13 protein-coding genes are annotated in these 14,020 nt (G+C 57.3%); 4 read left to right on the forward strand and 9 right to left on the reverse strand.

Going from position 1 to position 14,020, the window contains the following annotated elements; translation table 11 throughout:
- Window positions 1–63 precede the first annotated feature (63 nt).
- Window positions 64–1,341: a polyhydroxyalkanoate depolymerase gene (phaZ, locus tag ACR0I7_RS01685; RefSeq protein ID WP_480507788.1), complete on the reverse strand. Its 1,278-nt coding sequence runs from the start codon at window positions 1,339–1,341 to the stop codon at window positions 64–66.
- A gap of 112 nt (window positions 1,342–1,453) precedes the next feature.
- Between phaZ and ACR0I7_RS01690 the strand changes: the two genes are divergently transcribed.
- The 3 genes from ACR0I7_RS01690 to phaR all read left to right on the forward strand — a co-directional run bounded on the left by ACR0I7_RS01690 (window position 1,454) and on the right by phaR (window position 4,525).
- Complete coding sequence (locus tag ACR0I7_RS01690) at window positions 1,454–3,256, forward strand: PHA/PHB synthase family protein (RefSeq protein ID WP_480507790.1); 1,803 nt, start codon at window positions 1,454–1,456, stop codon at window positions 3,254–3,256.
- Window positions 3,257–3,387: 131 nt separating this feature from the next.
- Window positions 3,388–3,834, forward strand: a complete 447-nt coding sequence (locus ACR0I7_RS01695; RefSeq protein ID WP_480507792.1) for a phasin family protein — start codon at window positions 3,388–3,390, stop codon at window positions 3,832–3,834.
- A 136-nt stretch (window positions 3,835–3,970) separates the two neighbouring features.
- Window positions 3,971–4,525: a polyhydroxyalkanoate synthesis repressor PhaR gene (gene phaR, locus ACR0I7_RS01700; protein ID WP_480507794.1), complete on the forward strand. Its 555-nt coding sequence runs from the start codon at window positions 3,971–3,973 to the stop codon at window positions 4,523–4,525.
- Between the two features lie 39 nt (window positions 4,526–4,564).
- Here the strand turns inward: phaR and ACR0I7_RS01705 are convergent, their stop codons facing one another.
- From ACR0I7_RS01705 to ACR0I7_RS01725, 5 genes are all read right to left on the reverse strand, one after another.
- On the reverse strand, window positions 4,565–5,779 hold the full coding sequence (locus ACR0I7_RS01705) for a DegT/DnrJ/EryC1/StrS family aminotransferase (protein WP_480507796.1): 1,215 nt from the start codon (window positions 5,777–5,779) through the stop codon (window positions 4,565–4,567).
- Between the two features lie 111 nt (window positions 5,780–5,890).
- The gene (locus ACR0I7_RS01710) at window positions 5,891–7,195 is read right to left on the reverse strand and encodes an NAD(P)/FAD-dependent oxidoreductase (RefSeq protein ID WP_480507798.1); all 1,305 of its coding nucleotides are present in this window, start codon (window positions 7,193–7,195) and stop codon (window positions 5,891–5,893) included.
- Between the two features lie 12 nt (window positions 7,196–7,207).
- Complete coding sequence (locus tag ACR0I7_RS01715; RefSeq protein ID WP_480507800.1) at window positions 7,208–8,566, reverse strand: glutamine synthetase family protein; 1,359 nt, start codon at window positions 8,564–8,566, stop codon at window positions 7,208–7,210.
- Window positions 8,563–9,246: a type 1 glutamine amidotransferase gene (locus tag ACR0I7_RS01720; RefSeq protein WP_480507802.1), complete on the reverse strand. Its 684-nt coding sequence runs from the start codon at window positions 9,244–9,246 to the stop codon at window positions 8,563–8,565. The genes ACR0I7_RS01715 and ACR0I7_RS01720 overlap by 4 nt, the downstream gene beginning before the upstream one ends.
- A 58-nt stretch (window positions 9,247–9,304) precedes the next feature.
- On the reverse strand, window positions 9,305–10,624 hold the full coding sequence (locus tag ACR0I7_RS01725; protein ID WP_480507804.1) for a glutamine synthetase family protein: 1,320 nt from the start codon (window positions 10,622–10,624) through the stop codon (window positions 9,305–9,307).
- A gap of 223 nt (window positions 10,625–10,847) precedes the next feature.
- On the opposite strand from ACR0I7_RS01725, the gene ACR0I7_RS01730 reads away from it, so the two are divergent.
- Window positions 10,848–11,657: a M90 family metallopeptidase gene (locus ACR0I7_RS01730; RefSeq protein WP_480507806.1), complete on the forward strand. Its 810-nt coding sequence runs from the start codon at window positions 10,848–10,850 to the stop codon at window positions 11,655–11,657.
- A gap of 168 nt (window positions 11,658–11,825) precedes the next feature.
- Here ACR0I7_RS01730 and ACR0I7_RS01735 read toward each other — a convergent pair whose 3' ends face one another.
- Genes ACR0I7_RS01735 through ACR0I7_RS01745 form a run of 3 tightly spaced genes read right to left on the reverse strand, consistent with a single transcriptional unit; the run spans window position 11,826 to window position 14,004 of the window.
- The gene (locus tag ACR0I7_RS01735; RefSeq protein ID WP_480507808.1) at window positions 11,826–12,263 is read right to left on the reverse strand and encodes a hypothetical protein; all 438 of its coding nucleotides are present in this window, start codon (window positions 12,261–12,263) and stop codon (window positions 11,826–11,828) included.
- A 50-nt stretch (window positions 12,264–12,313) separates the two neighbouring features.
- On the reverse strand, window positions 12,314–13,120 hold the full coding sequence (locus tag ACR0I7_RS01740; RefSeq protein ID WP_480507810.1) for an ABC transporter permease: 807 nt from the start codon (window positions 13,118–13,120) through the stop codon (window positions 12,314–12,316).
- The gene (locus tag ACR0I7_RS01745; RefSeq protein WP_480507812.1) at window positions 13,117–14,004 is read right to left on the reverse strand and encodes an ABC transporter permease; all 888 of its coding nucleotides are present in this window, start codon (window positions 14,002–14,004) and stop codon (window positions 13,117–13,119) included. The genes ACR0I7_RS01740 and ACR0I7_RS01745 overlap by 4 nt, the downstream gene beginning before the upstream one ends.
- Window positions 14,005–14,020: the final 16 nt, after the last annotated feature.

Genomic DNA, 14,020 nt, shown 5'->3' on the forward strand with positions numbered 1-14,020 from the left:
GCCCGCGCAGCGCGCCACATGTGCAGGCGAAGTTCAGTGGTTCGCCCGGTGCAGCCCTCATCGTCAGGCTGCGGTGTTCTTATTGGCTGCGCGGCGATTTGGCTTGGGCTTTCGCTGGTTTTCGTTCATGAACGCGATAACCAGCGGGCGAATATTGTCGCGCCAGCTGCGACCCGCGAAGATACCATAGTGGCCCGCGCCGGGTTCGACATGGCTGGCTTTTTTGGCATCCGACAAGCCGGTACACAGGTCCAGGGCTGCGATACACTGACCAGGCGCGGAAATGTCGTCATTGGCACCTTCAACGGTTTTCACAGCGACATCGGTGATCTTGCTCATGTCCACCTTGTGGCCTGCGACCACAAATTCATTGCGCGCGATCTCTCGGTTCTTGAAGACACGCTCGACAGTCGACAGGTAGAATTCTGCTGTCATGTCCATCACGGCAAGATATTCGTCGTAGAAACGGTTATGCGCATCGTGATCAGACGCTTCATCCCGGATCACCCGTTGAATCTGATCCGAGAACGCCTTGCTGTGGCGTTCGGCATTCATCGACATGAAAGAGGCAAGCTGCAGAAGGCCGGGATAGACCATGCGGCCCACGCCTTTGTATTTAAAGCCCACGCGCTGAATCATCGTCTCTTCCAGCTGGCCCATGGTCACCCGACGGCCGAAATCCGTCACTTCGGTCGGGGTGGCGTCGGGGTCGACAGGGCCGCCAATCAGGGTCAGCGTGCTGGGCTGCGCCTTTGGGTCCAGCTCTGCCAGATAGGCGGTGGCCGCCAGGGTCAGCGGCACGGGTTGGCAAACCGACACAACATGCGTCTCAGGCCCCAGCGCCTTCATAAAATCGACAAGGTAGAGCGTGTAATCCTCGACATCGAACTTACCTTCGGAAACGGGAATATCGCGCGCATTATGCCAGTCGGTGACATAGACCTCGCAATTGACCAGCAAACTTTTGACTGTCGATCGCAGCAATGTGGCGTAGTGCCCCGACATTGGCGCAACCAGAAGCACTTTACGCGGTTGTTCTTCGCGGCCATTCACGCGAAAGTGTATCAAATCCCCGAACGGGCGCTCAATCACGGTGGTAACGTCAACCAGATGATCTTTTCCGTCTTCACAGGTAAACGTACGGATGCCCCAGTCAGGTTTAGTGATCATTCGCTGGAATGTCCGTTCGGTTACCTCACCCCAGGCTGCCATCCAACCGAAGGCAGGGTTGGGTACCATAGAAAACAATGGGTAGGAGGCCATCGCGCTGGCCGTCGCACCAAGCCATTGGTTGGTGTTGCGCATGGTTTCCATCAAGTCGTAGGTCATCATATAGCGCATGAAACAGAGCCTCCTGAGTGTCAGCCTGAGAGTTCGGACCATTCGCCGCTTTGTCCACCGACACCCACGACGTTATTCTGCATAGCAGCGAGGTTAGGGGGGAATGGTTAAAATGACAACAAGTGAGGGTCAGACGCCCGAATTGACCGACGAAGCTATTGAACGCATTAAAGAAAATATGGGCAAGGTCGAGGAGCTTTCAAAGCGGTTGATTGATGTCATGGCGCTGAGGAAGCACCATACCCCCGCACTGGACGGTCCGAATCAAGAGCTTTTTGCAAGAGCAGCAACAGCTTATTGGCTTGAGGCATGGCAGGATCCCGCCAAGCTGCTCGAACGACAGGTCGAATACTGGGGCAAATCGGTTTTGAATTTTGCCGAGGCCCAGCAAGCACTTGCCGGTAGTGATCAAGGCGACGCGGCGCAGGGACCTCGCGACAAACGGTTTGGCAACCCGTTGTGGGAGACCAACCCCTATTTCCGCCTCATTCGCCAGCAATACCAGACCAACGCCGAGGCCATTTCACAGGCGGTTGCCTCTGTCGAAGATCTGGATGCAAAAGACAAACAGCGCCTCAGGTATTTCTCGCAGCAGATTATCGACATGATGTCGCCGACCAACTTTCTGGCAACCAACCCGGACGCTCTGGAAAAGGCGGTAGAGACTGAGGGGCAGTCCCTCATCCAGGGGCTGGAAAATCTGGTTTCGGATCTTGAGGCCAATGGCGGCGAGCTGGTGGTTAAGCTCGCCGACGAAAGTGCTTTTGAAGTCGGCGGGAACCTCGCAACCACACCGGGCGACGTGGTGTATCGCAACCGGATGATGGAGTTAATCCAGTACAAGCCTGCGACCGAAACAGTTTATGAAACGCCCATCATTCTGTTCCCACCCTGGATCAACAAATTCTACATTCTGGACCTTAAGGCGCAGAACAGCCTGATCAAATGGGTGACCGAGCAGGGATACACCTTATTCGTCGTAAGTTGGATAAACCCGGATGAAAGTTATGCTGATACCGGGATGGAGGATTATATCCAGGACGGGTTCCTGACCGCGATCGAAGAGGTCAAGAAGATCTGTAAGGTCAAGCAAGTCAATACCGTCGGATATTGCATCGCCGGAACCACGCTCAGCCTGACCCTGTCGCTGCTGAAACAGCGTGGTGACAAATCGGTCAAGTCGGCAACCTTCTTTACGGCGCTGACAGACTTCGCTGATCAGGGAGAGTTCACACCCTTCCTGCAGAATGATTTCATCGATGGCATTGAAGAAGAGGTTAACAAAGAGGGCCTTCTTCGCGCGTGGATCATGGCGCGCACCTTCTCGTTCCTGCGGTCGCGTGACCTGATCTATGGCCCGGCTATCCGCAGCTATATGATGGGTGAGACGCCCCCGGCCTTTGACCTGCTCTATTGGAATGGCGATGGCGCAAACCTGCCTGCAAAGATGGCGGTGCAGTATCTGCGCGGTCTGTGTCAGAGAAACGAGTTCGCGACCGACGGGTTTGAGTTGATGGGGCACACGCTGCGCGTCTCTGATGTGGATATTCCCTTGATGGCGATCACCTGCGAGACGGATCACATCGCCGCCTGGAAAGACTGCTATCGCGGAGTTCAGAAAATGGGGTCGCGGTCCAAGACCTTTGTCGTTTCGGAATCGGGGCATATTGCCGGTATTGTGAATCCGCCCAGCAAGAAGAAATACGGACATTATACAAATACCGATCTCAAGCCCGACGCTGATACCTGGCTGAAAGAGGCAACCTTTCACGAGGGGTCCTGGTGGCCCAGATGGGAGGCCTGGCTGAAGAAGAGGTCAGGCAAGCAGGTGCCGGCCCGTGATCCCGGTGATTCGAGCCACCCGTCGCTTGTACCTGCACCCGGCACTTATGTAGTGGGCGCGCCAAACGACTGATTTCGCTCTGGAAGTGGATTTTTTCTGCATTGCAGCAAGAAAAAACTTGCAATGCTGCGCCGCAGCAATCATATTCCCATCAAGCTGATGAAAACCGGGGTGGGCCCGGTTCGGCAAAAAGGATTATGACAATGGCAAAGACTCAGGACTTTACCGCAATCATGAAAGACATGATGGGCGCGTTCCCCGTAGACACCACCGCCATGGAAGGTGCCTTCAAATCGACCGCAGCTCTGAACGAAAAGCTGTCGGGCGTTGCTCTGGAAGCAGCTGAGAAATCGGCAGAAATCTCGAACAAATGGACCAAAGAAACTCTGGCCAAACTGAGCGAGATGTCGAAAGCCAAAGCAGAGCCTGCTGATTATGCAAAAGCAGCCACCGATTTCGCCAGTGCGTCTGCCGAAGTTGCTGCTGAAAACATGGCTGCATTTGCAGAAATCGCCAAAAAAGTTCAGTCGGAAACCGTTGAACTGCTGATGGCTGCAGGTAAAGAAGTTGCAGAAGATACAACTGCTGCTGTGAAAAAAGCCACCAACGAAGTAACCGCTGCTGCCAAAAAAGCAACGGCTGCCAAGTAAGGTAGGCAAGCGACGCGCACCTTCTCCTCCCAAAGGGTGCAATCGCAAGAGGGCAGGTCGATTGACCTGCCCTTTCTTTTTGTTCTGCAGTCGCATAACCTCTGCTGCAATGCATCATCCTTGGGGAGGGCAATTGGTGTCAGAACAAGAAAAACCGCTGTTGATCAAGCGTTACGCCAGCCGTCGGCTGTATAACACCGAGACCAGCGACTATGTCACGCTCGAAGATATCGCGGGGTTCATCCGGGATGGGCGCGAGGTGCAGATCATTGATCTGAAAACCGGCGACGACCTGACGCGCCAATATCTGCTTCAAATCATTGCCGAACATGAAAGTCGGGGTGAAAATGTTCTGCCGGTCAACGTGCTGAATGATCTGGTGCGCAGCTACATGGTTCCCGGTGGGGGCATGATGCCGCAATTCCTGCAAAGCTCGTTCGAAATGCTGCGCGAAAGCCAAAGCAAAATGATGGAGAACATGAACGCCATGAATCCCATGAGCGGTATTCCAGGCTTTGATGCTTTGCAAGCGCAACAGCAGGCGTTTTTGAAGGCCATGACTGGCGGCTTGTCAGGGGGCTGGTCAGGTCCTGACAGCGCAGAAGAAGCTCAACCAGAAGCAAACGAAGATCTCGATGACATCAAAAAGCAACTTGCCGAGTTGCAGCAGAAGTTGTCGAAACTCAACTGACATCGGAAAGACCCGCAGCGCGGGCCTTTCCCTGCTATCTTACGTACCGAATGCCTGGGTTGGTGCGGTTACCTCTTCGACTGAGGCAAGCAGGATGTCGGCAATGACGTCAAGCTCATCGCGTGTCAGGCGCACGGGCAGGCGCACATCGCAGGCTTTCATCAGCATTGCACGTGTCTGCGGCAACTCAAAAGTTTCAGGCAAGAACTGCCAGTTCCAGAAGGCGCGCGCATTGTCCTCACTCAGGCCGAAAACCTGCACCTTAACACCGCGTGCCTCAGCGGCAGCGGCAAAGGCGCGTGTTTCATCTTCGTTCAGCCCGACCAGATTAAACTGTATTGAATCCGGCGCGCGCTGTTCGGGGGGCAGCGGGGCAGGGACCTGAATATATGCCGAGTTATTCAGCCGGTCTGCCACATAGTCGTGGTTGGCCAACCCATCACGAACCCGCCGGGCCAGTTCGGGTATTTGCGGGCGAATGACGGCGGCGCTCAGGTTGCTCATGCGCAGGTTATATAGCGGCAGCTTGTTCTGCCAACGGGCAAAGGCCTGCTCCAGTTCGGGCGAGTTGTCGCCACGCGGGCCTTTGTGTTTCTTCCAGTTATGTTCGTAAGCGCCCGACATGATCACCGTACGCGCAACCAGATCAGCGTCGTCGGTGATCAGGATGCCACCTTCTCCGGCGTTGATCATTTTGTAGGACTGGAACGAAAAACAGCCGATTTTGCCGATGGTGCCGATGTTACGTCCATGCCAAGTAGTACCAAGCGAATGCGCCGCGTCTTCGATAACCGGAATCTCGCGGGAACCACACAGTTCCATAATCGCGTCCATATCCGATGTATGGCCGCGCATGTGGCTGATGATAACCGCCTGCACAGTTTCAAGCTTGGCAGCGAAATCAGCCATGTCGATGCGGTAATTGTCCGCCACTTCGCAGAGGACCGGAATGCAATCGGCATGCACGATAGACGACGGTACAGCAGCAAATGTAAAGCCGGGGATCAAAACCCGCGCATCGCGCGGTAGATCCAGCGCCTTGAGCGACAGGAACAGTGCCGCCGAGCAAGAGGATACGGCCAGAGCGTATTTCGACCCCAGCAGCCCCGCAAACTCAGCCTCGAGCAGCGCAACTGGCGCATCCTGAGGCGCAGTATATCGAAACAGGTCACCTGACTGCATCAGGGCATCAATGGCGTCTCGTGCGGCAGCGGGGATGGGTTCGGCGGCATGAACGTTGGGTGGAAGCGTCATATTTGGATTTCCCGAATTCTATCTTTTGCAAATATAAAATTAGATGACGGGTAAGCCAAGCCTCCATTCCATTCTTTGGCAAAATTTCACTGAACTGTCGTGTTCAGAAAACTACAGACCCAATCGGTCGCGCAGGCTGTACCAGGTCATCGCCAAAGCCAGCAGCGGATTGCGCAGGGCTCGGCCGCCGGGGAAAGGCGATGACGGGACCCGCGCCATGGTGTCGAACCCATCTGCCTGTCCCTGAATGGCCATCGCCATAAGCTGCCCGGCATGCGTTGCGGTCCCAACCCCATGACCGGAATAGCCCGAAGCGGACAGGATGTTTGTGGACAACCGGGTCAGATACGGCATGCGGCGCATCGTGATGGCCAGTGTTCCGCCCCAGGCATAGTCGATTTTGACGTCCCGCAGATGCGGATAGATCTCTGCCATGGGCTTGCGGACCGTCGCTGTGATGTCAGGCGGAAAGTGGTAGCCATAGCTTTCCCCGCCGCCAAACAGCAGACGCCCATCCGGGCTGAGCCGAAAGTAGTTCACCACAAATTTGGTATCTGCAACCGCCACGTCGCGGGTCAGAACCCGCTGCACCTCGGTGCCCAAAGGTTCCGTTGCAACGATGAAGTTGTTGATCGGCATGACCTGCGCGGCGACCTGCCGGTTCAGATCGCCCAGATACCCGTTGCAGGCAAGGATCAGGTGATCCGCCACCACCTGACCGGAGTCGGTGCGGACGATAATGCGATCTCTGTCCTCGATCCCCAGCACCTCGGTGCCTTCGTAAATCTTGGCACCCGCCGCTTTGGCCGCTGCAGCCAATCCCAGCGCATAATTCAACGGGTGCAGATGTCCGGCGCCCATGTCCAGATATCCGCCCGCATAGGCTGGTGAGGGGCAGAGCGCATGCCCGGCCTCGGCATCCAGCCGCTCGATCTGGTCATAGTTGTATCGGTCAGACAGATAGGCCGCGTGATCGTGCAACCCCCGGCATTCGGCATTTGTAAACCCCAGCGTGGCGACACCCGGTTTCAGATCGCAATTGATTTCATGGGTTCGGATCAGTGATTTGACCAGAGATTTTGCGTCTTCGGCCAGCTCCCACAGCTTGGCGGCATCTTCCAATCCAACCAGCCGTTCAAGCTGCTCCTGATCAACCCGTTGCGCGCTGCCCAATTGCCCGCCGTTGCGACCTGACGCGCCGAACCCGACGCGATGAGCCTCAAGCAGGGCTACATCATACCCGGCCTCGGCCAGATGCAACGCCGCCGACAGGCCGGTATAGCCGCCGCCGACGATACAGATATCCGCCTTGATCTGCCCGGACAATGCAGGAGACGGAGACGAGTCGTGCGCCGTTGCAGCATACCAGCTTGGCGGATAAGCCCCTTTGCGATCGTTGCTATACAACAGGTTCATCGCGTCGTGCCGTCAGACGTTCAGCAAAAGGTGCTCGCGCTCCCACGGAGAGATCACCTGCAGGAACTCCTCGTATTCTGCGCGTTTGACGATGCCATAGACGCGCGCAAAATCAGGGCCAAGCACCTCGCGCAGCGCCTCAGCCTCATCAAACAGATCCAGCGCCTGACCCATAACCTGTGGAATATCTCCATCCCCGTCATAGGCGTCGCCATAGAATTGGCGGCGCGGGCGTTCCTGATGGATCAGGCCCAGATAGCCACAAGCCAGTGACACCGCGATACCCAGATACGGGTTACAATCCATCCCGGCAATCCGGTTCTCGATCCGGCGGCTTTCGGGACCGGACAGCGGCACCCGAATCCCAGTGGTACGATTGTCGCGCGCCCATTCCAGATTGATCGGGGCGGCCTGATCTTTGACATAGCGACGATAGGAATTCACATAAGGCGCCATCACCGCCAGCCCGGCGGGCAGGTGCGTCTGAAGCCCGGCTATGAAGTGATAAAACGCATCCGTCTCACCGCCCTGAGGGCCGGAAAAGAGGTTCTGACCAGTCTCAGCATCCGTGATTGAATGATGGATATGCATGGCTGAACCCGGCTCATCCTCAATCGGTTTGGCCATGAAAGTGGCAAAACAATTGTGGCGCAGCGCAGCCTCGCGGATCAGGCGTTTGAAATAGAACACCTCGTCCGCCAGCTTGACGGGGTCGCCATGGCGCAGGTTGATCTCAAGCTGGCCAGCCCCGCCTTCCTGCGTGATGCCGTCGATCTCGAACCCCTGATGCTCGGCGAAATCATATATGTCGTCGATCACTGGCCCAAATTCGTCCACGGCCGTCATGGAATAGGCCTGCCGGGCGGCGGCAGGGCGGCCTGACCGCCCCATCATCGGCTCAATCCCCTGCGCGGGGTCCACATTCCGGGCCACGAGGAAGAACTCCATCTCAGGCGCGACAATCGGGTTCCATCCCTTTTCGTGATAGAGTTGCACAACACGTTTCAGAACGTTGCGCGGGCTAAAGGGTATGGGCCGTTCGTCGCGGTCATAGGCGTCGTGGATGACCTGCAATGTCCAATCGCCTGTCCAGGGCGCGGCTGACGCCGTCGTGAGATCGGGTTTCAGGATCATGTCGCGCTCGATAAACCCGTCTTCGCCTGCAGCCTCGCCCCAGCCGCCGGTGATGGTCTGATAAAAGACACTGTCGGGGAGATGGAAATGGGACTGGCGCGCAAATTTTGAGGCCGGAACCGCCTTGCCGCGCGCAATTCCGGGAAGGTCCGAAATGATGCATTCAACCTCATCCAGCCGATGTCCCGCGATATAATCCTGTGCTGCCTGCGGCAGGTTATCCGTCCAATCGGTCATCGGTCCCTCGCTTTTGTCAGGAAGTCAGCCATGAAGGCCGCGATTTCCTGATTGTCATTCGCGGCGCTCAGCTGGGTGGTGGCCGCTTGCAGCAGCTCGTCGGGGACCACACCTTTGCCACGCGTGCGGATCAGGCCGTCGACAAAAGCATTTTGAAATTCCGGATGCGCCTGCACCGTCCAGATCGTGTCGCCATAGGCCAGCATCGCATTCTTGCAAAACGCGTTGCCGCCAAGCACCCGTGCGTTGTCGGGCACCTGAACGACCTGATCCTGATGCCACGCGTTCAGCACGACAGAGCGCCCGTCATAGTCATAGGTTTTTCGTCCAACGGCCCAGCCGTCCCGGAATTTTTCGACCTTTCCACCAAGGGCTTGCGCGATGATCTGGTGGCCAAAACAAACACCGATCAAGGGCTTGCCGCTGTGTTGGATGGCGCGGATCAGCTCTTCGAGCGGTCCAATCCAGGGATGATCTTCATAAGCGCCGTGACGCGATCCGGTGATAAGCCAGCCATCCGCATCATCCGGGCCGCCCGGAAAGACTTGATCAACAACGGGGAACGTTTTGAATTCAAAGCCATTCCCGCTCAGCAATGCACGAAACAGAGTGTCATAGTCACCGAACTCCTCAATCATGGAATCGGGGGAGTGGCCGGTTTGGAGGATGCCGATTTTCATGGATCACCGCATTTAGTCAATTTTAGTCTGCCCAACCGAAAGACAGGGTGTGAGACTATCATACTGCCTCAAGATAGCTGAGCCAGTGCTCATTGGGCGGGCGGGCTGCAAAGCGGTGGATTTCCTGCCGCTTGGTCATTGCAAGATTTCGGATCAACTCGGCCGGGAAGATGCGGGCAATTTGCGGATCCGCGGTAAACTGGTCGATCGCGCCTTGCCAGTCCGGCGCAAGTTGCGGCAGGTCTTCGATTTCATAGGCGTTGCCCACAATCGGGCTGGGCGGTTGCAGGTTGTCTTCGATACCGGTCAGCGCGGCACCTAGCACACCAGCAAGCACGAGGTAGGGATTGGTATCGCCCCCCGCGACCCGGTGTTCGATCCGGCGCGCCGCCGGAGCGCCGCCCGGTATACGGATCGCGGCGGTACGGTTTTCATAGGCCCAACAGGCCCCTGTGGGCGCATGCGCGTCGGGCGTCAGGCGGAGGTAGGAATTCCCATGAGGCGCAAAGAGCAAAGTGCTGCCCGGCATTGCAGCAAGGCACCCGGCCACCGCCGAGCGCAACATGTCGGTCCCGTCAGGGCCGCCATCATCGAATACATTATGACCCTCCCCATCGATGACCGAAAAATGCACATGCATCCCGTTGCCGGCATCGGAGGGGTAGGGCTTGGCCATGAAGGTGGCGGCAAACCCGTGTTTATGCGCAAGGCCGCGTGCCAAGCTCTTGAAAAGCCACGTATCATCGGCGCAGCGCATCGCGGCTTGATGGGTCAGGTTGACCTCGAACTGACCTATCCCGCTTTCGGAGATCGCGGTCTGGGCGGCGATACCCATCGCGGAGCAGCCTTTGAAGAGGTCTGTGAAAAACGCGTCGAACGCGTCCAGTTCGGCCATGGCCAGAACCGCCTCATCCGAGAGGCGTCGGCCTGTCACCGGGTTGATCGGTGGTTTGGGCGCGAACTCCGATGCATCGAGCAGCGTGAACTCAAGCTCGGTCGCGGCGACAACGGACCAGTTGCGCTGCTCGTAGCGGGACAAAACCGCTGCAAGGGCGTGACGTGGATCACCAGTGTAGGGGGTGCCCCGATCATCGTACAGGCACATCGGGACCAACGCAGCAGGCGTATCGAGCCACGGCATGGGAACCGGGCCACGGTCGGTTGGCAGCAATGCGCCATCTGCGTCACCGGTCTCGAACACCAAAGGGCTGCCATCGATGTCCGCCCCCCAAAGATCGACATTCAGTGCTGAAAACGGCATCCGGACCACGCCTTTGTCCAGCTTTGCAGCATAAGACGAAGGTACGCGCTTGCCGCGCATCTGCCCGTTGAGGTCACAGGCCGCGACGCGGAAGGTTTGCAGGTTGTTGAGGTCCATCCGGGGCTCCGCTCCTCTCGTTTCCGAAGGTGTAGTTGAGCCGCTTTGGGTTGTCATCAGATTTGATCAGGTCACGCACGACGTGTTCGCGAGAACCCGGGCTCCGGCGCGTTTTGTACAAATCACACCACAGCCGGAACCCGTTTCCTATATTTTGTACAAAGCTGAAACAGATGTTCAGCGCCAATTGTACCCGCGCCGGTGATCCTTATAGTCTTCCACTATGTTCATCTTTCTTAGCATTTTGTTACTGATCGCATGCGGTCTTGCCTATTACCTCTGGTCCAGAAAACAGGCCCGGGCGGTGCTGTTGGCGACCCCGCTGACCGACCATCAACGCGATGTCATCGCGCGGCAGGTTCCGATTATTCGGCGGCTGCCGGCCGGGTTGCGCGCGCATCTGGATGGCAAGGTGAACCTGTTTCTGGATCAGGTGAGTTTCTATGGCTGTGACGGGCTTGAGGTGACCGAAGAGATGGAGCTGTCGATTGCGGCGCAGGCCTGTCTGTTGGTGATCAACAGCGACCTCTGGTACGACAATCTGACCACCATCCTGATCTATCCGAACGCGTTCAAATCCAAACAGCGGCGGCAGTCGGGCTTTGTCGTCTCGGAAAAAGAGATCGTGCGCACCGGCGAGAGCTGGGATCGCGGGCCGGTTATTCTGTCCTGGGCGCATAGCAGGCAGGGCGCGCTGGATGACCGGGATGGGCAGAATGTGGTGCTGCATGAGTTTGCGCATCAGATCGACGATCTGTCCGGCGGCACAAACGGGGTGCCGATCCTCAGCGAAGGCCAGAGCTTTGCCGAGTGGGAAAGGGCCTTTCTGACCGCCTATGACGCCCATGTTCACGCAGTTGAAACCGGGCAGCCCACGGTCATCGATTCCTATGGGGCGACCGGGCATGAAGAGTTCTTTGCCGTCTCGGTCGAAGTTTTCTTTGAACGCCCCAAAGCGCTGCAGCACGCGGTGCCCGAGGTCTATGCGCAGCTTTCAAAACTGTTCCGTCTGAACCCGGCCGAGTGGGCTTAGGATGTTTTGCAGTTGAACTGAGCAGGGGCCTTGCCCTTCGGTCGAGTTGTGGAATGCGCTAGGTTTTACCTTTATCACCGGTCAGCGCCCTGCAGATTTGGCGATCCGGCATCGTCGCGCTCTTGTAGATCATGGCGAACGTGCTGAGCAGTTTCCTGTGGATGTTCCTCAGTCCAGGGGGGGCAGGCCGGACTTTTCGAACCTTGTCAGGCAATCTTCTATGACCGCCCTCATCTCTAAGTCGTTTGAAGCGACAACGCCCCGGGGAACAATATGTTCGGCTGTTGGATCATCAAGCTGGGTGCATGCCAGAAAGCTCCACATGAAATGCGGACCACAGCCCTTGTCTTCGAGAAGGCTGATGTCTTGCATAGGCGTTGATCCAAGGATTTCATCGACAGAGGCAAATGGATCAGTTTCATCGTTTCGTCGCTGCCAGTCTTCGATACGCAACTGAACGATATCGTTCCTGCATTCGTCAGCTAACGAACTTGGCGGTGAGATGAAAAGACGGTCAAACGCCGCAGAGTCTCCGGCCACCAAGAGGCTGGGATGCAGCAGAAAAAGCGCAGAAATCAAGGGCAAATGCTTCAGTTGTCTCGCCACATACACGGAAAAAAAACCTTACGCTCTGATAAATGAAAACCCGGTGCTCTTTACCGTACCAGGTTTAGGCGGAACTTCATTTTGGATTTTCGCTCGGCAGGCAGATGCCGATTCAGCCGTTTGTTGACCAAGCCGAACGCCCAGATGATCACCAGCGTCAGCAGGATGAAATAGAAGGCCAGGATCGGGTAGGGGATGAACGGGTTGAACGTCTTGTCGGCAAAGTAGCTGGCATAATACAGTGCATCGCCGCGTTGCTGCCAGGCCGGGAAGGCCGAGAAATAGACCAGGGTGGTGGCGTGGAACAGAAAGATCGCCTCATTCGTATAGGCGGGCCACGCGAGCCGCAGCATGGTGGGCCAGACCACCCGTCTGAACCGGGACCAGCCGGACATGCCATAGGCGTCCGCCGCCTCGGTATCCCCCTTGGGGATCGAGCGCAGGGCGCCATAGAAGATCTCGCCCGAATAGGCGGCTGTGTTCAGGAACAGCACGATCAGCGCCCCCAGCCAGGCCGAGGTGAAGGCGTCGAACATCGGGTATGTCTTCTTCAGCGACAGGAAGAAGAAATACGCGAAGAAGAACTGGATAAACAGCGGCGAGCCGCGGAACAGGAAAATGAACCACTCGGCCGGTTTGCGCAGCCATTTGCGCGGGGACGCTTTGCCAAGCGCCAGCGCGGTGGCCAGACAGAAGCCGGTCGCCAGAGCCATGATGCCGAAATAGATGTTCCAGATCATGCCTGAGCCGATGAGGGTAAACTGCTCGCACAGGGTAAAGTCGGTTTTGGGCAGCAGCCGTTCGCCCAAGCCAATCGAGCGCAGGCCATAATCCTGGATGGTTTGCAAGCAGCTCATTGGGTGGTCTCCTTGCGCAGCAGCTCTCCGGCGGCGGTGGCCTGACCGCGGGACAGGCGGCGCATCAGACGCTCCAGCCCGATTTCCGAGACGCGGGTCATGCCGAGGTAGAAGACCAGCAGGAACAGGAAGTACCACATGCGCCAGTCGCCATGCGGATAGGCGGTGAATTTCGACGTTTTGGTGCCGCCGAGTTCACGGGCCCAGTAGACGATGTCTTCGATCCCCAGCAGGAACAGCAGTGGCGTGGCCTTGATCAGCACCATCCACAGATTGCTGAGACCGGGCAGCGCATAGACCCACATCTGCGGAACCAGAATGCGCCAGAAGGTCTGGCGGCGAGTCATGCCATAGGCCTCGGCTGTCTCTAGCTGGGCGTGGGGCACGGCACGCATGCCGCCGAACAGGACATTGGCGGCGAATGCGCCAAAGACGATAGAAAAGGTGATCACCGCCAGCGCAAAGCCATAGGTTTCATGGACCCATTCCGGCGCGGTGCCAAGCGGCAGTTTGGCGGCCTGACAGACAAGGAAGTCATTGCCCTGACGCACCGGATCGGTCCAGTCGGAGCACAGGGTCTTGTGGCGGATCCACTCGAACGCCTGATCCAGCGCGATCACGAAGAAAAGAAAGAAGGCAATGTCCGGCACGCCGCGGACAATCGCAATGTACCCCTTGCCCAGCCAACTGAGCGGCGCAAGATGCGACCGGGCAGCCATCGCGCCGACAAATCCAAAGCTGAGCGCAACCGGGGCCGTCACAGCCAGCAGCGCCAGAACCTTGATGAACGACAGGTAGAACGACCAGTGTACGCCATTGGTTAGATAACACGAGAACCAGCGGAACGTGCCCAACGTGTCGGGGTCAGCGCAATAGGAAAACATGAAGCGTCTTTCGAGC

Source organism: Ruegeria sp. AM1 (genome assembly GCF_056540745.1).